This window comes from Arthrobacter sp. TMN-50 (genome assembly GCF_054511125.1).
On sequence record NZ_JBTNDG010000005.1, the window covers coordinates 79,978 to 103,809 of the forward strand.

Below are 23,832 nucleotides of genomic sequence, written 5' to 3' on the forward strand. Positions count from 1 at the left end.
GGGTGTGTGCTGTCAAGGGTACTTCCTCCCCGAGGTGCACGTGTGACTCGGCTGGTGGAAGAATGGCTGTGCTGCGTAAGCTGCATCACAGACGACGCCCGCCACCCGCAGGGCATCCGCCACCATTTTCGAAAGGCATCACCTTGCCAGGCATGAATCTGACGCGCGACGAGGCACGAGCCCGCGCCAACATTGTGACAGTCACCTCCTACGACATCAATCTCGATCTCACCCGCGGTGACACAGTCTTCGGGTCGAGGACGGTGGTGAAGTTCGAGGCCAGCCAGGGGGCTTCCACTTTCATCGACGCAGTCACCCACAGTGTGTCGCTCGTGACCCTGAACGGTATCGAGCTGGACCCGGCCGAGGTTTCCGACGGCATCCGTATCCAGTTGCCCAGCCTGGCGGCCTCCAACGAGCTGGTCATCGACGCCGACATGCTCTATATGAACACCGGTGAGGGCCTGCACCGCTTCGTGGACCCGGTGGATAACGAGGTCTACCTCTACACCCAGTTCGAGGTCCCGGATTCGCGGCGTGTCTTCCCCGTCTTCGAACAGCCGGACCTCAAGGCCACCTTCCGCTTCACCGTGACAGCGCCGTCGCACTGGGACATCATCTCCAACTCCCCCACGCCCGCACCAGTCGACGCCGGATCGGCCGACGGCGGCGCCAAGGCCACCTGGGCCTTCGAGCCAACCCCCGTCCTGTCCTCCTATGTCACCGCCCTGATTGCGGGTCCCTACCAGTCGGTGCGCAGCGAGCTCACCAGCTCGGACGGGCGGGCCATCCCACTGGGTGTTTTTGCCCGTAAGTCGCTGATGCAGCACCTTGATGCAGAGAACGTCTTCGCCTTGACCCGCCAGGGCTTCACCTTCTTCGAGGAGCAGTTCGGCACTCCCTACCCGTTTGCCAAATACGACCAGCTCTTTGTGCCCGAGTTCAACGCCGGTGCCATGGAGAATGCCGGCGCCGTAACCTTCCTGGAGAGCTACGTCTTCAGGTCCCGGGTTACTGACGCCACAGTTGAACGCCGGGCCATCACCATCCTGCACGAGCTGGCACACATGTGGTTCGGCGACCTGGTGACCATGCGCTGGTGGAATGACCTGTGGCTGAATGAATCCTTCGCCGAGTTCATGTCCACTCTCGCGGCCGCCGAGGCCACCGAGTTCAAGCAGTCGTGGACCACCTTCGCGTCCCTGGAAAAGGCCTGGGCCTACCGCCAGGACCAGCTTCCCTCGACCCACCCGATCGTCGCCGACATCAACGACCTCGAAGACGTCCAGGTGAACTTCGACGGCATCACCTACGCCAAGGGCGCCTCGGTGCTCAAGCAGCTGGTGGCCTGGGTGGGCCAGGACAAATTTATGGAGGGCGTCCGGGAATACTTCGGCAAGCATTCCTGGAAGAACACAGAGCTGGGCGATCTGCTCTCCGAGCTGGAGCGCGCCAGCGGCCGCGACCTCAAGGAGTGGTCGGCGCTGTGGCTGGAAACCGCAGGAGTGAACACGTTGCGTCCGGAACTGACGACCGACGACGACGGCGTCATCACCGGTTTCGCGGTGCTCCAGTCGGCGGCGGCGGAATACCCCACGATCCGCCCACACCGGCTCGCCATCGGCTTCTACACCCTCGACGCCGAGGGCAAGCTGCAGCGCACCGACCGGGTGGAGCTCGACGTCGACGGCGAACGCACCGATGTGCCGGAGCTGGTGGGACGCACCCGGCCGAACCTGCTACTGCTCAACGACGATGACCTGGCCTACGCCAAGATCCGCCTCGACGAGGTGTCCCTCCGCACGGCAACCCGTCATCTCAAGGACTTCAACGACTCACTCCCCCGCACCCTCGTGTGGGCCTCGGCGTGGGACGCAGCGCGCGACGGCGAAACCCCGGCCCGGAACTATGTGGAGCTGATCCTGCAGAACATTGGGGCCGAATCCGACTCGTCGGTGGTGCTGGTGCTGCTCCGCCAGCTCGCCACCACCCTCGCGTTCTATGTGAACCCTGCTGACCGGTCGGCGATGACCATCGCGGCCGCCGATAGCCTGTGGGAGCTCGCCCAACGCGCCGACGTCGGCTCGGATTCCCAGCTGCAGTTCGTGAAGGCGTTCGCCGGACACGCGCAGACCGACGTGCACCTTGATTCGATTGAAGCCATTTTCACCGGCTCTGCTGTGCCCGAGGGGTTGGAGGTCGACGCCGATCTGCGCTGGGAACTCGTTACCTCGTTGGTGGCCGGCGGGAGGTTCGGACAGGAGGACATTGACGCCGAGCTTGAGCGCGATGCAACAGCAACCGGGCAGCTCGCTGCCGCTCAAGCCACAGCGGCCATCCCCACACCCGAGGCGAAAGCCGACGCCTGGCACAACATCGTGGAGCGGTCGGATCTGCCCAACGCGGCCCAGCGGTCAGCAATCGCCGGATTCATGCGCGTTCATGACCCGGCGGTTCTCACGCCCTTCGTCGACAAGTATTTCGCGGCGGCGCAGGGCATCTGGGCGGGTCGGACCCACGAGATTGCTCAGCAGATCATCGTGGGCCTGTACCCGTCACGGTTGACGACCCAGGACACGCTCGACAAATCGTCGGCTTTCCTCGACACGCTCGACGCCGAGAGTACCTCCCTGCGGCGGTTGATCCTGGAGAGTCAGGATGGAATCGCGCGGGCTCTGAAAGCCCAGGCGGTAGACCGGTAAAACAGGGATTTTGGGGTGTAGTTTTGAGACATGAACCTCTCCGAGCATCACTATCGGGTAGACGTCACCTGGACCGGTAATCGCGGCGAAGGCACCCGTTCGTACCGTGGCTACGGCCGGGAGCACGAAGTGTCTGCGGTGGGTCCGCCGACGCTGCTTGGCACGGCGGACCCCACGTTCCATGGGGATAAGGACCGGTGGAATCCTGAACAGTTGCTGCTTGCTGCGCTCTCCCAATGCCACATGCTGGCCTACCTTCATATGGCGGTGAAGAACGGCGTGGTGGTCACTGCCTATGAGGACGCGGCCGTGGGCACCATGCGGTTGAACGCCGACGGCAGCGGTGAGTTCCTCAGCGTTACTCTCAAACCGCGCGTGACGATCACTGACCAGCTGCTCAAGTACACGGCCCAAGCCATCCACCGGGACGCCGCCGCATCATGTTTCATCGCGCGGTCAGTGAATTTTCCGGTCAACCATGAGCCGGTCGTCGTGGTCGCCGAGGACGCACAGCAGCGCGCCTAATTCCCCGCCTGGTGCCACCGGGCGAGGAGCCGGAATTCGGCGTCGGACGTCAGTCCCGACTTCCGTTCCCGGGCGAGCCCACGCCGTCGTTCGTCCTGTAGCACCCGGGTGATCGTGTCCTGCACTGGCCGCTGCTGGAGGCCTTCGCCAAGCGCAGCGTCGACCGAGCGGGCGCCATGCCCTTCATAGCCTTCGGGCAGCCAGTGGGGCAAGGAATCCGGGCCAGCCCAGTACGCCGCACCATGGTCGGCGAGCCAGGCGGCTTCGACCCAGGTCAGGGAACCGCTGAACCCGACCTGCGCTGCGGTGATGTCGATCAGGTCCTCGAACCTCACTGACGGCCCGACGGTATTGAACACTCCGGTCAGCCGCCGGTCTGCGGCGCCGATGAGCCACTCAGCGAGATCGTCCAGGTCGATGGTCTGGGTGGGGGCGTCCCGGATGGCGGGGACCAGCACCTCGCCTCCGCGGGCCAGCCGGGCCGGCCAGTAGCCGAACCGGTCGCTGCCGTCGCCCGGGCCGCAGATCAACCCGGGCCGGGCGATCAGTACCTGCCCGTCCTGGTACTGCTGGCACAGGTGCTCGCACGCCACCTTCGCCTCGCCGTAGGATTCGTTCGGAGCGGGCCCGTCGCCGTCGTAGGCGGGCAACAGGGCAGCGGTCTCGTCGGCGCTCGGCGCCGTGTTATCCGCATAGACCGAGCAACTTGAGACGTAGATCCAGTGTGTGGTCCGTGCGGCGAGCGCTTCGAGGGCTGCCCTGACCTGGTGCGGCTGCCACGACACCTCGATGACGGCGTCCCAGTCCTGGGCAACGGCGGCGTACGGGGCTGGGCCATCCCGGTCGGCCCGGACAAAGACGGCTCCGTCCGGCGGGGGTGACGAAGTCCCCCGGGCCAGACAGGTGACCTGGTGCCCCAGACCAAGGGCCAGTTCGGCGATCCGCCGGGAGAGAAATACGGTACCGCCGAGGATCAGGATGCGCATCGGCTCAGCCTACGGCGCTAGCCTAGAAGCAGACACCCTTTCCGCCGCGGGCGGAGAGAAACCCCCGCCAGTGAAGGAAACGGTCACGCCACCATGCAGTTTGATCTAGGAGATCAGCTCCTCAATGCCGCATTCATTCTCATGGCGGCGCTGGTGCTGTGGCTGGTGGTCCGCTTCATCATCAACCGGATGGTCCGGCGGGTCAGGGACGGATCCGACCTGTTCAAGAAGCCGCATTTCAAATGGGCGCAACCGGTGCTTCGCACCCTGGACCACAAACGGCGGGTCCAGCGCACCGAGACGATCGGTGCCCTCCTGCGCAGTGTCTCAGGGCTCACCATTGCGGTGATCGCCATCATGATGGCCTTGCAGGCGCTCGGCGTGGACATCGGTCCCATCCTCGCCAGCGTGGGAATCGTGGGCATAGCGATCGGTTTTGGCGCCCGCGAAATCATCAGAGACGCGTTCCTCGGGTTCTTCATCACCCTTGAGGACCAGTATGGAATTGGTGACACGATCGAGGTGGGCGACACCGTGGGGGTGGTGCAGTCGGTCGGACTGCGGATCACCCGCCTGATCGACGAGAACGGCGCCATCTGGTACATCCGCAACGGGGACATCATGAAGGTGGGCAACCGTTCACAGGGAGACTATGTGGCCCCGGTAGCGGCCGCCGAACCAACTGGAGATAAACCATGACCACGCCCGGAGACGCCGAAGGTATTCCCATCCCCTCCCGGTTCGGGGAGCCGCTCGCTAAACTGACGCCGGTGGGACCGCGGTTCGACCAACCTGCCTACACCGACAACTTCTATGCGGCGGTCGGCGGGCATCCCGTGTTCGTGAAACTCGTTGACGCCTTTTACGACGGCGTCGCCAACGATGAGTTGCTGCGCCCGATGTACCCGGAAGAGGACCTTGGACCCGCCAAGGAGCGGCTGCTGATGTTCCTCGAACAGTACTGGGGCGGCCCGAAAACCTACGGTGATCAGCGAGGTCATCCCCGACTACGGATGCGGCACATGCCGTTCACCGTGTCGCCGCAGGCCCGGGATCACTGGTTGACGCATATGCGCGCCGCCCTCGACTCCCTGGAGCTGGCACCCCTCCACGAAACGACCCTGTGGGACTACCTCGAACGGGCAGCCCATTCGATGGTCAATTCGGCCTGACGGCTGGGAGACCCTGTCATGGCTCACGGCATGGCTTCTCACAGCACGGTTTTCTCAAAGCACCGTTTTCTCAAAGCACCGTCGGGGTGCGTGAAAGCACATGGCCGCGTGAGGTGCTGATCCTCGTCCAGCGGCCGTTGGTCAGGATTGACGGCCGTTCATCCTTCGCCAGGAATCCCAGGGCGAAGGCGCCAAAGGCTGCACCGGCGGGGACCTCGACTGACAGATCCTCGATGCTTCTGCCCCAGATGGCTCCCCGGGCGCTGTTCACGATCAGGGCTCCGGGATTGTTCGGGACCGTTTCGGCGACTTCGCGGATACCGTTCCTGGCCGCCGTCTCTACCAGATCCGAGCTGAGATCGCCCCGGGGTTCCCAGCCCGCCCGCGGGGGCAAAACTCCCGACCAGCTTTCAGTGACTGTGGTCGGCGGGATCTGCATGACGACGTCGGATTCTCCCATCCGCGCGAGTCGATCCGACACCGAGGCCAGGGCAACGGTCGTGTCCACGCGCGCAGGAGTGGCCAAAGGCATAGTCCGCAGTCCCAACACGGTGGGCGTTGCCTCGCCGAGGATCCGCGGTCGCAGAATGCAGATATAGGCGGCGAGCACGGAACCCGACGCCTGAAACCGGACGGCGCCGTCTTCAGCCGCCCTGGCCCGGGCGATGAACGTGCGCAGGTCGGCGACGACCAGCGGTTCCACGAAAACCAGTTCAGTTGACGCCGGGGGTGACTTCACCGGTCACGCGTTCTGTCGACGTCGGAAGGCCACCGGTTCGCCAAGCCAGTGCTCAAGAGTTGCCCGTTGAGGGTCGCTAAGTTTTGTGGGCCGACCAGTGGTCCGGTTGACCAGGATCATGGTGGAGGCGGCCAGCGCATAGCTGACCGTTCCGTCGGGTTCGGCAATCCGGTAGCCCAGGTCAAAGCTTGAGCCGCCGACACCGGTCACCCAAATGCTGATCTCCAGCGGGCTGGGGCGGTAATTCAGCGGCGCCGAGTACTCGATCTCGTGCCGTGCCACGAGGGTGAAGTGATCCGGGCCAATCAGGTCAAGGAGGGTGTCTGACGGTTCACCGCGGCCTTGGGCCGCATCCAAGAGGGGCAGGTGGATGAACTGTACGCGCGCGTCTTCGAGGTACTGAAGGAATCGCACATTGTTGACGTGTCCGTAGGAATCTTCGTCGCCGAAGCGGAGCTGAATGGGGAAGCGCTGGATCCGGGGCATGCTTCCATCCTCTCAAACGGTTCACGACCCAACTAAACGCTGCAACCCAAACCCGGGTGGTGTTGAGGGACGGACGCGTGTGCAACTAAGGTCAGAGGTACCTCCGGCGTCGTTCCTGCGGCGCTTCTACCCCGCGCATCACTAAATCACTGCATTACGAGGAGAACTGACCGATGGCTGTCGAGTCCACTGTCGAGCCAACCCAAACGCTGGTCGACCTGCTCGATCTAAGCAGCGCGGATGGAGCGCGGACCGACGAGGAAATCTTCGTGGGCACCTCAGCACAGCAGGCGGGGCGTCGAATCTTCGGCGGTCAGGTGTTGGCCCAGGCACTGATTGCAGCGATCCGCACGGTCGAGCCGACGCGGGAGGTCCACTCCATGCATGCCTACTTCCTGCGGGCGGGAGATGCTTTTGAACCGATCACCTTCGGGGTGCAGCGGTTGCGTGACGGGCGCTCCTTCTCGGCCCGGCGCACCCACGCCTACCAAAATGGTGTTCCCATCCTGTCGATGATCGCTTCCTTCCAGCAGCCCGACGACGGACTGTCCCACCAGGAGCGGATGCCTGAGGGGATGCCTGACCCGGAGTCGCTGCCGAGCACCGCCGACCTGCTGGGCGAGCTGGATCACCCGCTGGCACGGGCGTGGTCCTTTGACCGGCCGTTCGACATTCGCCATGTTGATGGTGCGCTGTATGTGCAGCACGGCGGCGATCGGGTGGCACGAAATGCGGTCTGGATGAGGACTTTTTCACCAATGCCCGAGAATCAGGGACTGCATCGGGCAGCCCTTGCCTATGCCAGCGATTACACGCTGCTCGAGTCGATTCTGCGCCAGCATGGCCTGAGTTGGGTCACCCCGGGGATGAGCGTGGCAAGTCTGGACCACGCCATGTGGTGGCACCGTCCGGTGAAGGTGGATGAGTGGTTGCTCTATGTGCAACAGTCCCCCAGCGCCTCGGGCGCGCGCGGGCTATCGACCGGCCAGATCTTCAACCGGGCCGGCGACCTGGTCGCAACAGTGGCTCAGGAGGGGATGGTCCGGGTTCCCTGAGCCCCGCGCCATCTGGGTTTAGATCGGGGTCGAGTCAACACAGCGCCCCGACCGTTGACGGTCGGGGCGCTCCTTTTTCCAGTGGGTCCGCTGTTAGTCGCGGGTCAGGCGGCGGTGTGTGACGCGGTGAGGCTTTGCGGCGTCGGGGCCGAGGCGCTCCACCTTGTTTTCCTCGTAGGACTCGAAGTTTCCTTCGAACCAGTACCACTTGTCCGGGTTCTCTTCGGTGCCCTCGTAGGCCAGGATGTGGGTGACCACCCGGTCGAGGAACCACCTATCGTGCGAGACCACGACGGCGCAGCCCGGGAATTCGAGCAGTGCGTTCTCCAGGCTGGAAAGGGTTTCGACGTCGAGGTCGTTGGTCGGTTCGTCAAGAAGGAGCAGGTTTCCGCCCTGTTTGAGCGTCAGCGCCAGGTTCAGACGGTTACGCTCACCACCGGAGAGGACTCCCGCACGCTTCTGCTGATCCGGGCCCTTGAAGCCGAAGGCGGACACGTAGGCGCGTGAGGGCATTTCGACCTGGCCCACCTGGATGAAGTCGTGTCCGTTGGAGACAACTTCCCACAGGGTCTTCTCGGGATCGATTCCGCCACGTGACTGGTCAACGTAGGAGATCTTGACCGAATCACCGATGGTCAGCTTGCCCCCGTCAATGGGTTCGAGCCCCACGATGGTCTTGAACAGCGTGGTCTTACCGACACCGTTGGGACCAATCACTCCGACAATTCCGTTGCGGGGAAGCGAGAAGGACAAGCCATCGATCAGGATGCGGTCGTCATAGCCCTTTCGCAGGTCGGTCGCCTCGATGACCTGGCTGCCCAGACGTGGGCCCGGCGGGATCTGGATGTCCTCGAAGTCCAGCTTCTTGGTCCGCTCGGCTTCCGAGGCCATTTCCTCGTAGCGGGCGAGCCTGGCCTTGGACTTGGTCTGGCGGCCCTTGGCGTTGGAGCGCACCCATTCGAGTTCCTCGGTCAGACGCTTCGACTGCTTCGCGTCTTTCTTGCCCTGCACCTCAAGACGGGCACGCTTCTTCTCCAGATAAGTGGAGTAGTTGCCCTCGTAGGGGTAGAGGTGGCCGCGGTCCACTTCGGCAATCCACTGGGCAACGTGGTCCAGGAAGTACCGGTCGTGAGTTACGGCGAGGACGGCGCCGGCGTAGCTCTTGAGGTGCTGCTCCAGCCACAGCACACTCTCAGCATCGAGGTGGTTAGTGGGCTCATCAAGGAGCAACAGATCAGGCTTCTGCAGCAGCAGCTTGCACAAGGCGACGCGGCGCCGTTCACCACCGGAGAGGATGGTGACGTCAGTCTCCGGTGGCGGGCAGCGCAGCGCGTCCATGGCCTGCTCCAGCTGCGAGTCCAGGTCCCAGGCGTCAGCCGCGTCGATGGCTTCCTGCAACTTGCCCATTTCCTCAAGCAGGTTGTCGAAGTCAGCGTCGGGGTTGGCCATCTCTTCGGAAATCTCGTTGAACCGCTGAATCTTGCCGTAGATCTCGCCGACGCCTTCCTGCACATTGCCCAGGACAGTCTTTTCCTCGTTCAACGGAGGTTCCTGCAGCAGGATCCCTACCGAGTACCCAGCGCTGAGCTTCGCTTCACCGTTCGAAGGGGTGTCCAGGCCTGCCATAATCTTCAGGATGGTGGACTTGCCCGAGCCGTTGGGGCCCACGACGCCAATTTTCGCGCCGGGGTAGAAGGACATGCTGACGTCGTCGAGGATAACTTTGTCGCCGACAGCCTTGCGTGCCTTGGTCATTGTGTAGATAAATTCCGCCATGACTCAAGGCTAGTCGGTGCAGCCAACTATCTCCCATTTGTGTGCGCCAGCTCGCGCTGACCTGCGCTAGCCCTTACACGTTCATCACCCCCGCGCACCCACCCGCCCTCTAGAATGGTGCATCAGTGAGCTGGCGTCCGGACCGCTTGGACTTGGGTCGGTCACCAGAGGGTCCCTCCGGATCCCCATGACCAGCCGGATCCCCGCCGTCGGCCCCTCCCTGACCCTCCGGGGTGACGTTGCCTGCGCCCAGGCCCCCACCCACGTCTGCATCGGAGGGACCTGAGTCGGAGGGAGCGGGATCACCTGCTGCGTCAGCGTACCCGCCCGTATCACCGAGGATCTCTCCTGTGTCCTGATCCACGTTCGGAAAGTTCACGTCGGCCGCATCCACATCGAGCGGATCACCTGCGGTGGACGAGTCGCCACCCGAGCGGTCGGAGCTGGTGCGATGGAAGTGCGCGGTCCCCCACATAAGGTCGTGTCCGACGGTCTCGGCGTCAATGTCCACCGAGGTACCGGTACGCCCGTCCTCACGGATCCACGGCCGTACCCTAAGGCGGCCGCTCACCACCACCTTGTCGCCCTTCTTGATGCTGACCCCAGCATTGGTTGCGAGTTGACGGAACATTGACACTGCGTACCAGTTGGTTTGCCCATCAGTCCACGAATTGTTGTTCCGATCGAACCGGCGTTCGGTCGAACACATTCGGAAATTGGCGTACGCAAGGCCGCTCTCGGCGACTCCGGACTTCATATCGGTGGCTACATAGCCTCGAACTGTGATGTTGTCGCTCATCGAATTCCCCTTCAGCGGAATTGGGTGCGCTGGCGGGCATGCCAGCACAACCAATTCCATCCCCAAGGACAGCCCTGCGGGCTGGTCGACGCTGGAATGTGGACAATCCGAGAGGCCGGTGCGGTGTGGAGGAAAAGACGTCCATCGCCGAAATCGTCTGGTCAGCGATTTTGCACGGTCAGGGCAATTGCGTGGCCGGCATCATTGCGGGGCCGCATACCTGCGGGGTCGCATACCAGCCAGGACGATCGTGCGCCGTCTAATCGCATTGGCGTTGCGATCTCCACGGCCCGCTGCTCCGCGGTCGGCGTAGCCAGCCGGTCACCGCGGTAATGCTTGGTGCCCCCGGCGCGATTCGAACGCGCGACCAACGGATTAGAAGGCCGTTGCTCTATCCACTGAGCTACGGGGGCGACTTTTCTAGGTTACTACGCTGCCCGCCGTCGTCGCGACGGTGCGCATGCTGGACACGAGGGGTCAACCCGGACATTCGGGATGGGAATATCGGACCGGTATGTCTAGATTGGCCACCAGAACCGGGCGGGCGGGCCAGAACCGGGCCAGAACCGGGGGAACCGGGCCAGACATGCGACGGCATCCACCACACCGGGCGGGCGGGCGGTGCCGGGCGGCCGCGCCGAGGGGCCCGCCTGCGGTCAAACACTACGCGTCGAAGGTCACCTTGAGCTCCAGATGGTGCTGACCGGCCGCGTCCTGCGAATAGACTGCCTTGCCCGAGATGCCCTTGAGCCCGTCTGTTCCTGACCCGGGGATGATGTGGCCGGAACTGGCTGCAGCTGTTCCTTCGGCGATACCCCAATGCTGGACGATCATGGTGCCCATCCGACCGTCGACCGACCCGGTGAAAACCTCCGACGCGACGTAGCCGGCGCCGAAGTCGTTGCCCGCCATCAAAAGCTCGGCTGAGCTGGTTCCTATAAGGTCCCCACTGAAGACCTTGGTGGCGCTGACTTTGGATAGCTCGCTGGACGATCCCGGAACTGTGTAGGGCTGAGGACTCCAGTCGGATATCTCGAAATCGCCGCTGATGATGTGTTCTGTGGAGTCGGTCATTGACCAAGTATCGCCGGTTCGGGCCTAGAAAGCATGTTTGGGAGGGCTCCAGGGGTTAGCGCAGTTCTCCTGCGACTGGCTCCCCGTAGCGTTTTCTGAACAGGATTTTGGTCTTCGGATCGAGGAACACGAGGTATAGGGCGAAGCCCAAAGCCACCACTGCAGCCACCTGCCGGGCCACCGTCAAACTCAGCTCGAAGTACGGAAAAATGTCCAGCTGATCCGAGATTGCGTAGATCATGAAGAAGGACACCATGAAGTACAGGGTCTTGACCTGCCAGTCGTTGCGGATTCCCGTTACGGCGAACAATGGGATCAGCCAGACCACGTACCAGGACTGAATCATTGGCGCAAGGAAGACGATGGCAGCGAAGGCGAGAGCCAGCCGCCGCACCAGCCTGCTGTGCTCCCCTGTGAACATCAGCCACCCGATGATGGCAAGCGAAACGAGACGGCCGAGCAGGTACACCACCTCGGCGAACGATTGACCGTCGAAGCCCAGCGCGTCAGCGAGAATCATGACAATCATGCCCAGGAAGCCAATCGGTGCGTACCAGATCCACACGCTACCGGGGGTGCTCAGCGCTCCCACCCAGCCAAACCCAAATCCGTTGATCATCCCCATAATCCAGAGAATTCCGAAGGACATGCCAGCGGTCAGCGCCCAATAAAGAGACTTCCGTGACCAGCTGGCCCCCTTTCCCGCCCACATCAACCCCATGAAGGGAAGGAAGATCAAGGTGATGGGCTTGATGGCTATTGAAAGGGTGACGATCACGATGGCGCGCAACGGTTTCTGGGTTGCCGCGAGGTGCAGACCCCAGAGAGCAAGGCCGATCATCAACGAATCGTTGTGAATGCTGGCAATGAAATTGATGAGGAAGAGCGGGTTGGCGGCGGTCAGCCAGAGGGCGCGGTTGGGGTTGACGCCGTGCAGTTCGGCCAGCTTGGGCACATAGTAGACACACAGCGCCACACCGACGATCGCGATCAGCCTGAACAGCAACACCGAAAAATCCGGCTGCCCGTTGGTGATCGCGACAACCAGGGCTTCGATCCACAGGAACACCGGACCGTACGGGGTGGGACTCTGGGCCCACATATCGTCGGCACCGATCTGTAGGTAGTTCGAGATCTGCGAATACCCATCGACATACGGGTTCAGACCGGACACCATCACCTGGCCCTGCGCAATGTACGCGAACACGTCCCTGCTAAAGAGCGGAAGAGCAAGGCACATCGGCGCGCCCCAGGCGACGACAGCACGCAGGATTACCGGCCGGGATTCGGGCCCCCAGCCGTGCAGGCGCTGGCCAAGCCGCAACCAGGAACGGACCAGGAGCATGCCGCCAAGGGCCAGGATCAGCACCGACACCACCGCGCCTGCCGGTTCAAACCGCATCCAGATGATGGTGGGCACCCGGCGCAACTCAACGGAAGCCAGCGATAGCCAGCCCACACCATAGGAACCGATCATCATCAGCAAGGATCCGACGAATCCCTGGATGACAGCGACGTTCGGCCGGTCGGGCGACGCTGCGTCCGTCCGGGGCTGCGAGGCGTCGGCCGGCACCTGGGCAGTCATCTGGGGTTATCCAATCATTGGTCAATCAATAGATCTCTGTCTTGCGGCCTTCGGGAACTGCATTGATGCTCGAGAAAGCTGTGGTGCTGGACTGCTGGTACCGGACCGGTGTGCTGTCGGCCGGGCAGACTGGCTAGATTTTAGCATTGCCCCCTGGTCCCGGACCGGGATCGCCGCACTCCTCAAGGCGTCATGCAGGGTCGATCTGAGCCTGAACTGGGCAGCACCAGTATTCCCTGACGATTTGGTGGTTGATGGCTTGGGGCGCCACAGTGCGGTATCTGTCAGACGGCAGAAACCCGTTTATGACCTTCTTGCGTGGGGTGTGTTTATCTCGGTGGCCTGTGCAGGCTCCTTCTGGATTCTTGATCTGGGTTTGCGGGGTCGGTGGACTGGCGTGCCGGCGGCCGCCAGTGAAGCCACTCCCGCGCCTGATCTCACGGTACATTTGGGGTGTGCCGATATCTAATGAACACATTGTCTGGATCGACTGCGAAATGACGGGGCTTGACCTCGAAGCTGACGCACTCATCGAAGTTGCAGTTCTCGTGACAGATTCCGAGCTGAACATTCTCGGGGACGGGGTAGACGTCGTCATCAAGCCCGACGACGCCGCCCTCGCCCAGATGGGTGATTTCGTGCGCGATATGCACACAACGTCGGGGCTACTGACTGAACTGCCGCAGGGCATCACCATGGCGGAGGCGGAGGCCGAGGTGCTCAGCTACATCACCAAGTGGGTTCCCGAACCCCGAAAGGCTCAGCTGGGGGGCAACTCTGTCGGAACCGATCGATCGTTCCTGGCCCGTGACATGCCCGCAGTGATTGAGCACCTGCACTACCGCGTGATCGATGTGTCGACCATCAAGGAGCTCGCCCGCCGGTGGTTCACCCGCGCCTACTTCCAGTCCCCCGCGAAGAGCGGCGGACACCGGGCCCTCGGCGATATCCGCGATTCCATCCGTGAGCTGCGTTACTACCGCGAATCGGTTTTCGTGCCCAGCCCCGGGCCTGATTCGGCCACCAGCAAGGCAATTGCCGGGTCGATGGGCGAATAGTAAAGGACTGGATCCCTCGGTTGCCCTGGCGGTGGCAGAGGGACCCCAAAAATTGTGTAGACTTGTCTGCGCTGCCTTTTGTAGGTGACAACCAACGGGATTCATCCCGCGGAGTTGGCATTTTGGCCGAAGGCACATGGTGGGTATAGCTCAGTTGGCAGAGCGCCTGGTTGTGGTCCAGGAGGTCGCGGGTTCAAGCCCCGTTACTCACCCCAAAAGGTCAAAAGCATGACCTCGGAAGGCCGTTCCTGATGAATATCGGGGGCGGCCTTACCTGTAGGACCGAGGCCGGCGTCAGCCGGCGTTCAACCACCGTGGAGGTTGCACCGCATGGAACGCACAGTATTCGAGGAAGACCATCTGCTGTTCCGCGAGGTCGCAGCCGAATTCGCCTCCCGTGAGGTGGCGCCGCATTATGCGAAGTGGGACCGCGATCACCTCATGCCGCGCTCGATGTGGACCGCTGCCGGTGAGCAGGGGCTCCTGGGCCTCGCCGTGCCTGAGGAATTCGGCGGGGCGGGTATGCCGGATTACCGCTTCCGCGCGGTGCTGGATGAGGAATTCGCCAAAACCAACCATCTCGCCGTCGCACTGGCTTTCCATCTCCACGACGACATGGTGCTCCCCCACCTCCTCGCCTATGCTTCCGACGATCTCAAGGCCCTCTGGCTCCCCCCAATGGTCACCGGCGAACGCGTCACCAGCGTCGCCTGGACCGAACCAGGCGCCGGGAGCGACCTGCGCGGCATCCGCACCAAGGCAGTGCGCGACGGCGACGATTGGCTGATCTCGGGGCAAAAGACCTTCATCGGCAACGGCATCAGCGGCGACGCTTCCCTGGTAATGGCCCGCACCGATGGCGGCACCGGCCGCGGCTCGGCCGACTCCTTCTCGCTCTTCATGGTCGAGAAGGGGAAGGGCTACAATACCGGGAAGCAGCTCGACAAGATGGGGCTGAAAGCCTCGGATACCGCCGAGCTGTTCTTCGACGAGGTCCGGGTCACGGGCGACAACCTGGTGGGAGAACTGGGCCACGGGCTTAGGTACGCCGCCGAGCAGTTGCCGCAGGGGCGGCTGGCGATCGCCGTCGCCGCCTCGGCCGTTTCCCGCGCCATCTATGAGGCCACGGTTACCTACACCAAGGAACGCAACGCATTCGGTGAACGGGTCATCGATTTTCAGAACACCCGCTTTCAGCTAGCCGACATCCTCACCGAGGTTGAGGTCACCGAAACCTACGTGGACCAGGCCATGATTGCTTTCAACGCTGGCACCCTTGACGCCGCCGGCGCCGCCCGAGCCAAGCTCTGGGCGAGTGAGCGTGCCACTTCCATCACCGACCGCTGCCTCCAGCTCCATGGCGGGTACGGATACATCCTCGAATACCCGGTCGCCCAAGCATTCCTCGCCACCCGGCTACTCACCATCTTCGGCGGTACCAGCGAAATCATGCGCGACGTCGTCGGCCGCCACATCGCTGGCTAACACCCACCCCCTGACTTTTCCCAATACGTTCCAGGAAAGCGATCATGACCGTTCACCCAGTCACCATCACCGGTGAGCCTGTGCTGCACCGCCGCGCCGCCGTCGTCACTGAGTTTGACGAGCAGCTACGCACCCTTATTGCCGACATGTTCGAGACCATGGATGAGGCCAACGGCGTGGGACTGGCCGCACCGCAGATCGGCGTGGGCCAGCGGATTTTCGTGTATGGGATGGTGAACGACGACGACGTGCCGCCGCGCGGGGTGCTGGTCAACCCGTCGCTGGTGACCACGAAGGTCTCCGGCGCCGAGCCTGACCCGGAAGAGGAGTCGGAGGGCTGCCTGTCGGTTCCCGGCGAGTCCTTCCCCCTGAAGCGTGCCGAGTGGGTCAAGGTCACTGGCTTTGACGGCTTCGGCGAACCGCTCGAGTTTGTCGCCACGGGCTGGTTTGCGCGCTGCATGCAGCACGAATACGACCACCTTGAAGGCAGGCTGTACGTCGACCGGCTTGTCGAACCTTACGTGCGCGCGGCACGCAAGGCAATCAAGAACAACGCGTGGGGCGTTCCAGGACTGACCTGGTTGCCCGGGGTGGATCCGGACCCGTTCGGTCACTGAACCACCGACGGTCCACTCCGGACGGGTCAGGCGTTCCGGGGCTCTGTTTCCGGCTCCTGCTCGGGCTCGAGGTCTTCGAGGCGCTCAACGTGTCGCAACGGCCCGAAGACCGCCACCAGCGGCGCCCCGACCGCAAGGACGACGCCGATAAGTACAGCGAGACGGATGCCTACCAGCTCCGCCAGGACCCCGCCGAGAATACTTGCCACCCCGAGCATGCCCCAGCTGACCATGCGGGAGGCCGCACCGAGTCTGCCCATCATGGTTGGCGGACACACCCGCTGTCTAAAGGCCGACCCGACGACAATGTTCCAGGCGATACACACGCCCATCACGAACATGCCCAGAACGCCCCAGAGCATGCCATAGCCCGGCGTCATCACCAGCAGGGAGGCGTATCCGAACACACCCGGGATCATCGCGTAGCGCCAGACCGGCCCGGACCCGAACCGCTCGGTGGCACGTTTGACAGTAATACCGCCTAATGCCCCCCCGACCGATGCGGCGGCCATCAGCACACCCAGCCAGATTTCAGATTCGTTCAGGGTACGAAGGACCAGGAGCACCAGCAACGAGGCAACCATGCTGCCGCCCAGATTCCAGAGGGCCGCGTTGAACAGGATCGCGCGCAGCGGGCCGGTACTGAAGGTGTAGCGCAGCCCGTCCTTCATCTCCCTGAAGATGCGCCGCTCCCCCTGAGGCGGCTGCGCTTCCTTGAGCTTCAGGGATGAGATGGCGAACAGCGAGGCCAACGACGTCGCGATCTGGACCAGCAACGAGTTTGAGGCACCAATTGCCACGGTAAGCCAGCCCGCCATTCCGCGGCCGGCCGCATCGGCCGACGCCGAGGAAGCGGTCATCAGGCCGTTGCCTTCAACCAGCTCATCCTTCGAAACGGCCTGCGGAATCAGCGCCTGGTCGGCCAGGGTAAAGAAGACCGCCGAGAGGCCCACCAGAAAGGAGACGCCGAATAATTGGGCCACTGACATTACGCCGAGCCAGAACGTCACCGGGATGGTGGCCAGGACGGTGATCCGGCCGATCAGGGACCAGACGATGACGGACTTCCGCGGCCAGCGGTCCACCCAGACCCCCACCGGTAACCCGAGCAGGAGCCATGGGAGGAAGGTCATCCCTGCCAGTGCTGCGACAGCGAAGTCGCTGGCCTGCAGTTCGACGACGGCAATGACGGGAAACGCAATGGACGTGACCGCAGTTCCCAGCACTCCGACAGTGCCGGAAAGCCACAGCGCTCGGAAATTGGGGTTGCGTACCAGCAGCGACTTCCGCGGCGCCATGGTGTCGGTCATTGAGACAGCGTAGCCGAGCCATTACGACAGAACGGCCAAATTGGAAATTTTGTTGAAAGTTCAATCTGGGGTCTTGACCGGCCGGTTTGCCGCCCCGATAATCACAGAATTGCAGGGGATGGGTTGACCGATACGCCGGGTTCTGTTCCACCCTGCCGTTGCCGGCGGAGAAGTGGCGGCCATCCATCTACGAACGCCGTTACCGACGCCCTCCAGCGGCCTACCCGGACACTCAGGCGAGCAGCCTTCAAACGCGCCCTGTCTGGCCTTGCTCCGGGTGGGGTTTACCGAGCCGTGCCGGTCACCCGGCACGCTGGTGGTCTCTTACACCACCTTTTCACCCTTACTACGCCGCGTATTTCTGCGCGGCCCAGCGGTCTGTTTTCTGTGGCACTTTCCTGCGGGTTACCCCGAGTGGGCGTTACCCACCACCCTGCTCTGCGGAGCCCGGACGTTCCTCGGCGAACCGCCGTCCATGCATGTAGCACTTCAGTCGGTTCAACGCGACCGCCTGGTCAACCCATCCACTATCGATTCTACCGGGGTGATTGGGTAAAGTGGTGCGGTGCTAATTCTGCTGCCGCCGTCCGAAGGTAAATCGCCCGCCGTGAAGGGCCTGGCGGTGGACCTCGAAACCCTTGAGTTTCCTGAGCTCACTGCTGCCCGACAGACCGTGCTGACATCCCTATCGGCCACCAGTGCCACCGCCGAGGCCCACAGCATTCTCGGCGTGGGTGATTCGCTCAGCGCCGAGGTGCTGCGGAACGTCACCCTGGTTGATCAGCCCGCGGCGCCCGCCTACACGATCTACTCTGGCGTGCTTTACGACGCGTTGGGCTACAAGACACTGACCCCGGTGCAGCGCCGGAAAGCTCAGGAATCCGTGGTGGTGATCTCCGCGCTCTGGGGCGCCCTCGGGTTTGCTGACGCTATCCCTGCCTACCGGCTGTCCATGTCGGTGTCGCTCCCGGAAACTGGGACGCTCTCCTCGTTCTGGAAGCAACGGCTGGGCGGCCCGCTCAACGAGAGGTCCGGCGACGCGCTGGTGGTCGATTGCCGCTCCAGCACCTACGCGTCGGCGTGGGCGGGGTTACCGGAACGGACGGTGGCGGTGAACGTGCTACAGGAACGAGATGGGAAGCGCACCGTGGTATCGCATTCAGCGAAACATACCCGGGGGCTGCTGGCACGGCACCTGCTCACCCGCCGGGGTAACCAGCCGGGCACTCCTGCTCAACTCCTCGCCGCGACGCGTGAACGATGGCCAACCGAGCTCACCCCGGCAACGACGCGGAAACCAGCCCAGCTCAGCATTATCCTGCCGGGCTAAACGCGCTACCTGGCTGCAGCCGGCCCAGCCCAGTCAGCGACGAGCTCAACTTCAAACCCGGCGTCGTTCTCCAGATAGGCGGCATAGCTATCCGGGCCGCCAGCATGCGGATACGCGTCGGCGAACAATGTAGTCCAACCGTGGCTGGTGGCGCGGCGCGCGAGCAAACCCACCTCTGCCGGAGTACCCGCCTGAAACGCCAGGTGATTCAGCCCAGGACGACGACGCTGGTGAGGTTCATCGGTGACGTGCGGACCCGACTCGATCACCACGTACAAGCCATCGGCGCCCGTGAAGCTGACGCCGCCGGTCCATGAGTCCTTCTCCGTAAAACCGAGCTGCAGCAACAGCCAGCCCAGGGACTCGGAGGCTTCCGCCAGGTTCCGGACCCAAAGCTCAATATGATGCAGCCGCCCTGTGGGTGGTTTAACTCGCTCCGGCCCGTCGTCCGCCACGTCGGTGGCGGTGCCAGACACGCCATCCGTTTTCTGCGATCTGGTACGCGGTATCCAGGGAATACCGGCCATGCCAGCGTCCATGGCCTCGTTGGAGAGACGGTCGGCGTCCTTATTGAGCTCCCTGGGGATCCACTGGTACTTGACCCGTTTGGGGTCCAGGACCGCGCGCGCCTTGGTGGCGAGAGCCCGCATGTCGGCGTGCTTGATCTTCCAACGCCCCTCCATCTGCTCTACCACCAGTTTGGAATCCATCTTGACCAGAATGCGGCAGGTGGGATCCAGTTCGTTCGCGAGTTCCAGGCCTGCCACCAGTCCGGAATATTCGGCGACGTTGTTGGAAGCCTTCCCAATGTAGGCGGCTTTTTCCACGAGAATGGACCCCGATTCGGGGTCACGCACCAGCGCACCGTAGCCGGCGTGGCCGGGATTGCCCCTGGACCCGCCGTCAGCTTCCACGATCAAAAGGGGTGGGTCTGAGGACTTGGTGGGTGTTTCGTCGGAGTGGTCGAAGAGGGTTTGTTCCACGGGCACCGTTCAGTTGCCCCACTCGGCGGAGCGCACCAGGATTGCCCCCGAATCCGGGCAGAACACGATGTCGTCCTCGGCTGCTTTTCGGAGGTCGGCCAGGTCGCCGGGGCTCAACTGCATCCCCGATCCCTCCGACGTGCCGTGGAATAGCCGGGCCGCGCCGACGCCGCGGCGGGCCAGGGTTTTTTCGTAAAGAGCCACGAATCCGGCGTCGAACGTTGCCGCAAGATCGCCGCGTTGCGCCCTGACCGAGGAGGCTTCAGCATCAATGGCGGCGAGCTCGGCGTCACGGGTGGATTCAATAAACCTGAGCCGTTCCTGCGCGTCTTCCTTTCGTTGCTGGGCGGCCTGCTTCGCTTCCCGAGCCGTTTCGACCCGCTCCATGATGTCGAGCTCAATGTCTTCGAGGTCGGAGCGGCGTTTGGTCAGTGATGCAACCTCGCTCTGAAGCGCAGTGAGATCCTTGGGGCTGCCAGTGCCGCTGTCGAGGCGTTTCTGGTCGCGCTCAAGGCGGTTGACCACCGACTGCACATCGTCCTCGGAACGGGTCAGCTCCCGCTCCTGGTCGCTGAGGACCGTCGCAGCGCTTACCAGTTCGCTGTCGGTACCCTCAAGTTGGGAAGACAGTTCAACGATGGCGGGGTTGGCCCGCGCCGAGGCCGCCTGGCGTTGCAGCTGGTTCAACCGCGAATCGAGCGCCTGTAGTTCCAACAGCCGAAGCTGCTCTGCCGGTGGTGCTTTTGCCACAGTATTTACCTCCGCGGTTGCCGATGAGCCGTCCAGCTAGCCTATTGCACGCCGTACCCTGTGGTCACCGTCGGCCGGGCGCCACCGAACCCGGTGGTCACCGTCGGCCGGCCGCCGCGGCGGCCAGGATTAGTCCTGGCCAGCGGTGAGGACAAAATCCCAGGGGTCGGAGTTAACGCTGCTGACCCTGATGTCGGCTGTGAAGCCCTGATCAGCCAACACATTCTCCAGGGCCGCGGCCGCGGGCGTCAGCCACAGCCATTCGCTGCCGAAGTGCGATACGTCAATCAGGTACGGCCTGCCGTTCTCCGCCCCTTCACGCGCCTCCGAGACCGGGTGATGGCGTAGGTCGGCCGTCACATAGACATCGGCGCGGCTATCCCGCACCTGGTCCAGGAGGCTGTCGCCCGCGCCTCCGCAAACGGCCACCCTGCGGACCACCCCGTCACGGTCACCGGCAACCCGGACACCGCCGGCCACCGCGGGGAGGATCGAGAACACCACGGCGGCGAAATCGCCCAGCGTGGTCGCTTCGCCAAGGTTTCCCACCCGCCCGATGCCTTCCTCGGGCAGACCATCGGTGGCCTTTGACAACGGTTCAACCTCTTGCAGACCAAACGCATCGGCAAGGACGTCGGAGACGCCCCCGACGGCGCTATCGCCATTCGTGTGCACCGTCGCGAGGGCGCAGCCACCCTCGATCAGACGATGTACTGCGTTGCCCTTGAAGTGGCTCGCCGCCACCGAATTGACCGGTTTCATCATCAGTGGATGATGGACGATGACCAGGTCAGCTCCCCATTCAAGGGCTTCGCTGATGACGTCGTGGGTGGGGTCCACAGCGAACAGGATTTTCGCGGCGCTGCTGTCGGCCCGCCCCACCACCAGGCCAACAGCGTCCCAGCTCTCCGCGAGAGCCTCCGGCCACAGTTCCTCGATAGCCAGCATCGCGTCGCCCACACTCGGTGTTGCGGAACCAGGGGCGATTTGCCCGGCCCGATCAATCTGCGGAGCAGGGTCGACCTGCCCGTCCGGATCGGCCTGTTCGGCGGGTCGCTCAGTCGTCTGATGGTCCGGTTCCATAGCACCAGTTGTACCCCTTAGGGCCGCCGTCGACCAATTCCCATCGGGCGGCCGGAAGACTGGATTCAAGCTCCGGGAATCTTCTGGTGAGGCAACGCATTGTTAAAGGCATGATGACATTCGTGCTCGGCGGAGGCTGCTTCTGGTGCCTTGATGCCCTCTACCAAAAAACCCGCGGCGTCACCGACGTCATCTCCGGCTATACCGGTGGACACACCCCGGACCCCGATTACGAGGCGATCTGCACCGGCACCACCGGTCACGCCGAAGTGGTGGCAGTGACCTTCGACGAGTCGATCATCCCCCCGGAAGTGATCCTCGACATGTTCTTTGTCTCCCACGACCCGACCACGCTGAACCGTCAGGGGTACGACGTCGGGACCCAGTACCGGTCGTCGATGTTCTACCAGGACACCGAGCAAAAGGAACTGTTTGAGCGTGCGGTCGAACGGAATCAGGAAAGCTGGTCCAAGCCGATCGTCACCGAGGTGACCCGGCTGCCCCGTTTCCATCCAGCCGAGGAATGGCACAACAACTTCTACGTCAAACATCCCGAGCAGGGGTACTGCCAGGTGATCATCAACCCGAAGCTCGCCAAGGCGCGGAAGTATTACGCGCAGTGGCTGGTCGAGTAACGTTCCCACCCGCGCGAACACCCGCGCCGCTAGGCTGAATCCCAGCGTGCACCGGAGCACCCGGCGAGCAGTCCCCGACTTCCAACCTAGGCAGGTACCAATGGCAAAGATTTACGACGACGTCACCCAGCTCGTGGGACGCACCCCGCTGGTGCGGCTCAACCGCCTGACCGAGGGCCTCGACGCCCAGGTTGCCGTGAAACTGGAGTTCTATAACCCGGCGAACAGCGTCAAGGACCGGATCGGTGTCGCGATTATCGACGCCGCCGAGAAAGCGGGAGCGCTCAAGCCCGGCGGCACCATTGTTGAAGGAACCTCGGGAAACACCGGGATCTCCCTGGCCATGGTGGGCGCAGCACGCGGCTACCGCGTGCTGCTCACGATGCCAGAGACCATGTCCACCGAACGCCGCGTCATGCTGCGTGCCTACGGCGCCGAGATTGTGCTGACTCCAGGTTCCGAGGGGATGCGCGGCGCCGTGGAGAAGGCGAAGGACATTGTCGCCACCACCGAAAACGCGATCTGGGCCCACCAGTTCGCCAATGAGGCCAACCCTGCCATTCACCGTGCCACCACCGCCGAAGAAGTCTGGGAGGACACCGACGGCGCCGTCGACATCTTCGTGGCAGGCGTGGGCACCGGCGGAACCATCACCGGCGTCGGGCAGGTCCTCAAGGAACGCAAGCCTGGCGTGCAGATCGTCGCCGTGGAACCAGCCGATTCACCGATCCTCAACGGTGGCGCCCCCGGTCCGCACAAAATCCAGGGTCTGGGCGCCAACTTCATCCCCGAGATCCTCGACCAAAACGCCTACGACGAGGTCATCGATGCCTCGGTGGAGGACTCGGTGCGCGTAGCCCGTGCCCTCGGAACGCAGGAGGGGATCCTGGGTGGCATTTCGTCCGGCGCCATTGTCTGGGCGGCCCTGGAGCTCGCCAAGCGACCCGAAAACGCGGGTAAGCTCATTGTGGCTGTGGTCTGCGACTTCGGTGAGCGATACATCTCAACTGTCCTGTTCGACGATATTCGGGGCTAAGCCCTCCCAACAGAAAGTGGTCTGTGAGTTTTCTAGCGCGACTGCACGAGGATCTTCAGACGGCCCGAGAGCACGATCCGGCCGCCCGAGGCTCCTTTGAGAATGGGCTGGTTTATTCCGGTCTGCACGCCATCTGGGTGCACCGCCTGACCCACCGCATGTGGGCCAGGCCGGGCCTTCGGTTTCCGGCACGGCTGCTCGCCCAACTGGCACGCGCCGCCACCGGGATCGAAATCCATCCCGGCGCAACCATCGGCCGGCGGTTCTTCATCGACCACGGCATGGGTGTGGTGATCGGCGGCACCGCGGAGATCGGCGACGACGTGATGCTCTACCAGGGGGTCACCCTGGGCGGCCGCTCGCTGGAGAAGATCAAGCGGCATCCGACGATTGGCGACCGGGTCACCATCGGTGCTGGGGCGAAGGTGCTGGGCCCCATCACCATTGGTGCCGGGAGCGCCATCGGAGCCAACGCCGTCGTCGTGAAGGACACGCCACCGGATTCGATCGCGACGGGTATCCCGGCGACCTTCCGGCACCGTGATTCAGCGCGGGAAACCCTGCCCGCGGTGGATCCGGCCGAGTACATCGATCCGGCGCTCTACATTTAGATTTTCTGGTTAACATCTGATGGTCCGGGCATTTC

Annotated in this window: 23 protein-coding genes, 2 tRNA genes and 1 other RNA gene; 13 read left to right on the forward strand and 13 right to left on the reverse strand. The window is 63.3% G+C overall.

All coding sequences use genetic code 11. The features are described from left to right. Positions 1 to 152: 152 nt before the first annotated feature. Both pepN and ACX80A_RS08630 read left to right on the forward strand, forming a co-directional pair. Positions 153 to 2,702: an aminopeptidase N gene (gene pepN / locus ACX80A_RS08625; RefSeq protein WP_459259294.1), complete on the forward strand. Its 2,550-nt coding sequence runs from the start codon at positions 153 to 155 to the stop codon at positions 2,700 to 2,702. A gap of 30 nt (positions 2,703 to 2,732) precedes the next feature. Next, a complete protein-coding gene (locus ACX80A_RS08630; RefSeq protein ID WP_459259295.1) occupies positions 2,733 to 3,227 on the forward strand; it encodes an OsmC family protein in 495 nt (164 codons plus the stop codon). Here the strand turns inward: ACX80A_RS08630 and ACX80A_RS08635 are convergent. Continuing rightward, entirely contained in the window at positions 3,224 to 4,213 is a 990-nt protein-coding gene (locus ACX80A_RS08635; RefSeq protein ID WP_459259296.1) for an NAD-dependent epimerase/dehydratase family protein, read from the reverse strand. The two genes, ACX80A_RS08630 and ACX80A_RS08635, sit on opposite strands and share 4 nt — an antisense overlap. Before the next feature lie 93 nt (positions 4,214 to 4,306). Between ACX80A_RS08635 and ACX80A_RS08640 the strand changes: the two genes are divergently transcribed. Further along, the gene (locus ACX80A_RS08640; RefSeq protein WP_459259297.1) at positions 4,307 to 4,912 is read left to right on the forward strand and encodes a mechanosensitive ion channel family protein; all 606 of its coding nucleotides are present in this window, start codon (positions 4,307 to 4,309) and stop codon (positions 4,910 to 4,912) included. Then, complete coding sequence (locus ACX80A_RS08645; protein ID WP_459259298.1) at positions 4,909 to 5,385, forward strand: globin; 477 nt, start codon at positions 4,909 to 4,911, stop codon at positions 5,383 to 5,385. Before ACX80A_RS08640 ends, ACX80A_RS08645 begins: the two co-directional genes overlap by 4 nt. A gap of 70 nt (positions 5,386 to 5,455) precedes the next feature. Here the strand turns inward: ACX80A_RS08645 and ACX80A_RS08650 are convergent, their stop codons facing one another. Both ACX80A_RS08650 and ACX80A_RS08655 read right to left on the reverse strand, forming a co-directional pair. Next, complete coding sequence (locus ACX80A_RS08650) at positions 5,456 to 6,124, reverse strand: hypothetical protein (protein ID WP_459259299.1); 669 nt, start codon at positions 6,122 to 6,124, stop codon at positions 5,456 to 5,458. A 3-nt stretch (positions 6,125 to 6,127) separates the two neighbouring features. Next, entirely contained in the window at positions 6,128 to 6,610 is a 483-nt protein-coding gene (locus ACX80A_RS08655) for an acyl-CoA thioesterase (RefSeq protein WP_459259300.1), read from the reverse strand. A gap of 173 nt (positions 6,611 to 6,783) precedes the next feature. Between ACX80A_RS08655 and ACX80A_RS08660 the strand changes: the two genes are divergently transcribed. Next, positions 6,784 to 7,665 carry an acyl-CoA thioesterase gene (locus ACX80A_RS08660; protein WP_459259301.1) on the forward strand — a complete coding sequence of 294 codons (882 nt, stop codon included), beginning with the start codon at positions 6,784 to 6,786 and terminating at the stop codon, positions 7,663 to 7,665. Between the two features lie 93 nt (positions 7,666 to 7,758). Here the strand turns inward: ACX80A_RS08660 and ettA are convergent, their stop codons facing one another. The 5 genes from ettA to mptB all read right to left on the reverse strand — a co-directional run bounded on the left by ettA (position 7,759) and on the right by mptB (position 12,899). Then, positions 7,759 to 9,441: an energy-dependent translational throttle protein EttA gene (gene ettA / locus ACX80A_RS08665; RefSeq protein WP_459259302.1), complete on the reverse strand. Its 1,683-nt coding sequence runs from the start codon at positions 9,439 to 9,441 to the stop codon at positions 7,759 to 7,761. A gap of 109 nt (positions 9,442 to 9,550) precedes the next feature. Next, complete coding sequence (locus ACX80A_RS08670) at positions 9,551 to 10,240, reverse strand: single-stranded DNA-binding protein (RefSeq protein WP_459259303.1); 690 nt, start codon at positions 10,238 to 10,240, stop codon at positions 9,551 to 9,553. A gap of 337 nt (positions 10,241 to 10,577) precedes the next feature. Continuing rightward, positions 10,578 to 10,653 (reverse strand) — tRNA-Arg (locus ACX80A_RS08675). A 250-nt stretch (positions 10,654 to 10,903) separates the two neighbouring features. Beyond that, complete coding sequence (locus ACX80A_RS08680; protein WP_459259304.1) at positions 10,904 to 11,314, reverse strand: DUF3224 domain-containing protein; 411 nt, start codon at positions 11,312 to 11,314, stop codon at positions 10,904 to 10,906. Positions 11,315 to 11,369: 55 nt separating this feature from the next. Continuing rightward, complete coding sequence (gene mptB, locus ACX80A_RS08685; protein ID WP_459259305.1) at positions 11,370 to 12,899, reverse strand: polyprenol phosphomannose-dependent alpha 1,6 mannosyltransferase MptB; 1,530 nt, start codon at positions 12,897 to 12,899, stop codon at positions 11,370 to 11,372. A gap of 455 nt (positions 12,900 to 13,354) precedes the next feature. Between mptB and orn the strand changes: the two genes are divergently transcribed. The 4 genes from orn (at position 13,355) to def (ending at position 16,059) form a co-directional block, all read left to right on the forward strand. Beyond that, positions 13,355 to 13,957 carry an oligoribonuclease gene (gene orn / locus ACX80A_RS08690; RefSeq protein ID WP_459259306.1) on the forward strand — a complete coding sequence of 201 codons (603 nt, stop codon included), beginning with the start codon at positions 13,355 to 13,357 and terminating at the stop codon, positions 13,955 to 13,957. A gap of 139 nt (positions 13,958 to 14,096) precedes the next feature. After that, positions 14,097 to 14,172: transfer RNA gene (locus tag ACX80A_RS08695), tRNA-His, on the forward strand. Positions 14,173 to 14,287: 115 nt separating this feature from the next. Continuing rightward, positions 14,288 to 15,442 carry an acyl-CoA dehydrogenase family protein gene (locus ACX80A_RS08700; protein ID WP_459259307.1) on the forward strand — a complete coding sequence of 385 codons (1,155 nt, stop codon included), beginning with the start codon at positions 14,288 to 14,290 and terminating at the stop codon, positions 15,440 to 15,442. 44 nt (positions 15,443 to 15,486) lie between these two features. Then, complete coding sequence (gene def / locus ACX80A_RS08705) at positions 15,487 to 16,059, forward strand: peptide deformylase (protein ID WP_459259308.1); 573 nt, start codon at positions 15,487 to 15,489, stop codon at positions 16,057 to 16,059. 26 nt (positions 16,060 to 16,085) lie between these two features. Here the strand turns inward: def and ACX80A_RS08710 are convergent, their stop codons facing one another. Continuing rightward, a complete protein-coding gene (locus ACX80A_RS08710) occupies positions 16,086 to 17,369 on the reverse strand; it encodes an MFS transporter (RefSeq protein ID WP_459259309.1) in 1,284 nt (427 codons plus the stop codon). Between the two features lie 115 nt (positions 17,370 to 17,484). Next, positions 17,485 to 17,892: RNase P RNA component class A (gene rnpB / locus ACX80A_RS08715), an RNA gene on the reverse strand. Between the two features lie 42 nt (positions 17,893 to 17,934). Between rnpB and ACX80A_RS08720 the strand changes: the two genes are divergently transcribed. Then, positions 17,935 to 18,699: a YaaA family protein gene (locus ACX80A_RS08720; RefSeq protein ID WP_459259310.1), complete on the forward strand. Its 765-nt coding sequence runs from the start codon at positions 17,935 to 17,937 to the stop codon at positions 18,697 to 18,699. A 5-nt stretch (positions 18,700 to 18,704) separates the two neighbouring features. Here the strand turns inward: ACX80A_RS08720 and ACX80A_RS08725 are convergent, their stop codons facing one another. The 3 genes from ACX80A_RS08725 to ACX80A_RS08735 form a co-directional block, all read right to left on the reverse strand. Further along, the gene (locus ACX80A_RS08725) at positions 18,705 to 19,682 is read right to left on the reverse strand and encodes a reverse transcriptase-like protein (RefSeq protein ID WP_459259311.1); all 978 of its coding nucleotides are present in this window, start codon (positions 19,680 to 19,682) and stop codon (positions 18,705 to 18,707) included. A gap of 9 nt (positions 19,683 to 19,691) precedes the next feature. Further along, positions 19,692 to 20,432, reverse strand: a complete 741-nt coding sequence (locus ACX80A_RS08730) for a zinc ribbon domain-containing protein (RefSeq protein ID WP_459259312.1) — start codon at positions 20,430 to 20,432, stop codon at positions 19,692 to 19,694. 129 nt (positions 20,433 to 20,561) lie between these two features. Continuing rightward, entirely contained in the window at positions 20,562 to 21,515 is a 954-nt protein-coding gene (locus ACX80A_RS08735) for a Nif3-like dinuclear metal center hexameric protein (RefSeq protein ID WP_459259313.1), read from the reverse strand. 110 nt (positions 21,516 to 21,625) lie between these two features. On the opposite strand from ACX80A_RS08735, the gene msrA reads away from it, so the two are divergent. The 3 genes from msrA (at position 21,626) to epsC (ending at position 23,797) form a co-directional block, all read left to right on the forward strand. After that, a complete protein-coding gene (gene msrA, locus ACX80A_RS08740) occupies positions 21,626 to 22,150 on the forward strand; it encodes a peptide-methionine (S)-S-oxide reductase MsrA (RefSeq protein WP_459259314.1) in 525 nt (174 codons plus the stop codon). 100 nt (positions 22,151 to 22,250) lie between these two features. Then, positions 22,251 to 23,186, forward strand: a complete 936-nt coding sequence (gene cysK, locus ACX80A_RS08745) for a cysteine synthase A (protein WP_459259315.1) — start codon at positions 22,251 to 22,253, stop codon at positions 23,184 to 23,186. 23 nt (positions 23,187 to 23,209) lie between these two features. Next, positions 23,210 to 23,797, forward strand: a complete 588-nt coding sequence (gene epsC / locus ACX80A_RS08750) for a serine O-acetyltransferase EpsC (protein ID WP_459259316.1) — start codon at positions 23,210 to 23,212, stop codon at positions 23,795 to 23,797. Positions 23,798 to 23,832 lie beyond the last annotated feature (35 nt).

Coding starts and splice junctions, on each gene's coding strand:
- ACX80A_RS08635 (WP_459259296.1), bottom strand. CDS start 4,213: ATGCGCATCCTGATCCTCGGCGGTACCGTATTTCTCTCCCGGCGGATC.
- ACX80A_RS08660 (WP_459259301.1), top strand. CDS start 6,784: ATGGCTGTCGAGTCCACTGTCGAGCCAACCCAAACGCTGGTCGACCTG.
- ACX80A_RS08640 (WP_459259297.1), top strand. CDS start 4,307: ATGCAGTTTGATCTAGGAGATCAGCTCCTCAATGCCGCATTCATTCTC.
- ACX80A_RS08710 (WP_459259309.1), bottom strand. CDS start 17,369: ATGACCGACACCATGGCGCCGCGGAAGTCGCTGCTGGTACGCAACCCC.
- ACX80A_RS08655 (WP_459259300.1), bottom strand. CDS start 6,610: ATGCCCCGGATCCAGCGCTTCCCCATTCAGCTCCGCTTCGGCGACGAA.
- ACX80A_RS08630 (WP_459259295.1), top strand. CDS start 2,733: ATGAACCTCTCCGAGCATCACTATCGGGTAGACGTCACCTGGACCGGT.
- def (WP_459259308.1), top strand. CDS start 15,487: ATGACCGTTCACCCAGTCACCATCACCGGTGAGCCTGTGCTGCACCGC.
- ACX80A_RS08735 (WP_459259313.1), bottom strand. CDS start 21,515: ATGGAACCGGACCATCAGACGACTGAGCGACCCGCCGAACAGGCCGAT.
- ACX80A_RS08645 (WP_459259298.1), top strand. CDS start 4,909: ATGACCACGCCCGGAGACGCCGAAGGTATTCCCATCCCCTCCCGGTTC.
- ettA (WP_459259302.1), bottom strand. CDS start 9,441: ATGGCGGAATTTATCTACACAATGACCAAGGCACGCAAGGCTGTCGGC.
- mptB (WP_459259305.1), bottom strand. CDS start 12,899: ATGACTGCCCAGGTGCCGGCCGACGCCTCGCAGCCCCGGACGGACGCA.
- ACX80A_RS08670 (WP_459259303.1), bottom strand. CDS start 10,240: ATGAGCGACAACATCACAGTTCGAGGCTATGTAGCCACCGATATGAAG.
- ACX80A_RS08680 (WP_459259304.1), bottom strand. CDS start 11,314: ATGACCGACTCCACAGAACACATCATCAGCGGCGATTTCGAGATATCC.
- ACX80A_RS08700 (WP_459259307.1), top strand. CDS start 14,288: ATGGAACGCACAGTATTCGAGGAAGACCATCTGCTGTTCCGCGAGGTC.
- msrA (WP_459259314.1), top strand. CDS start 21,626: ATGATGACATTCGTGCTCGGCGGAGGCTGCTTCTGGTGCCTTGATGCC.
- pepN (WP_459259294.1), top strand. CDS start 153: ATGAATCTGACGCGCGACGAGGCACGAGCCCGCGCCAACATTGTGACA.
- cysK (WP_459259315.1), top strand. CDS start 22,251: ATGGCAAAGATTTACGACGACGTCACCCAGCTCGTGGGACGCACCCCG.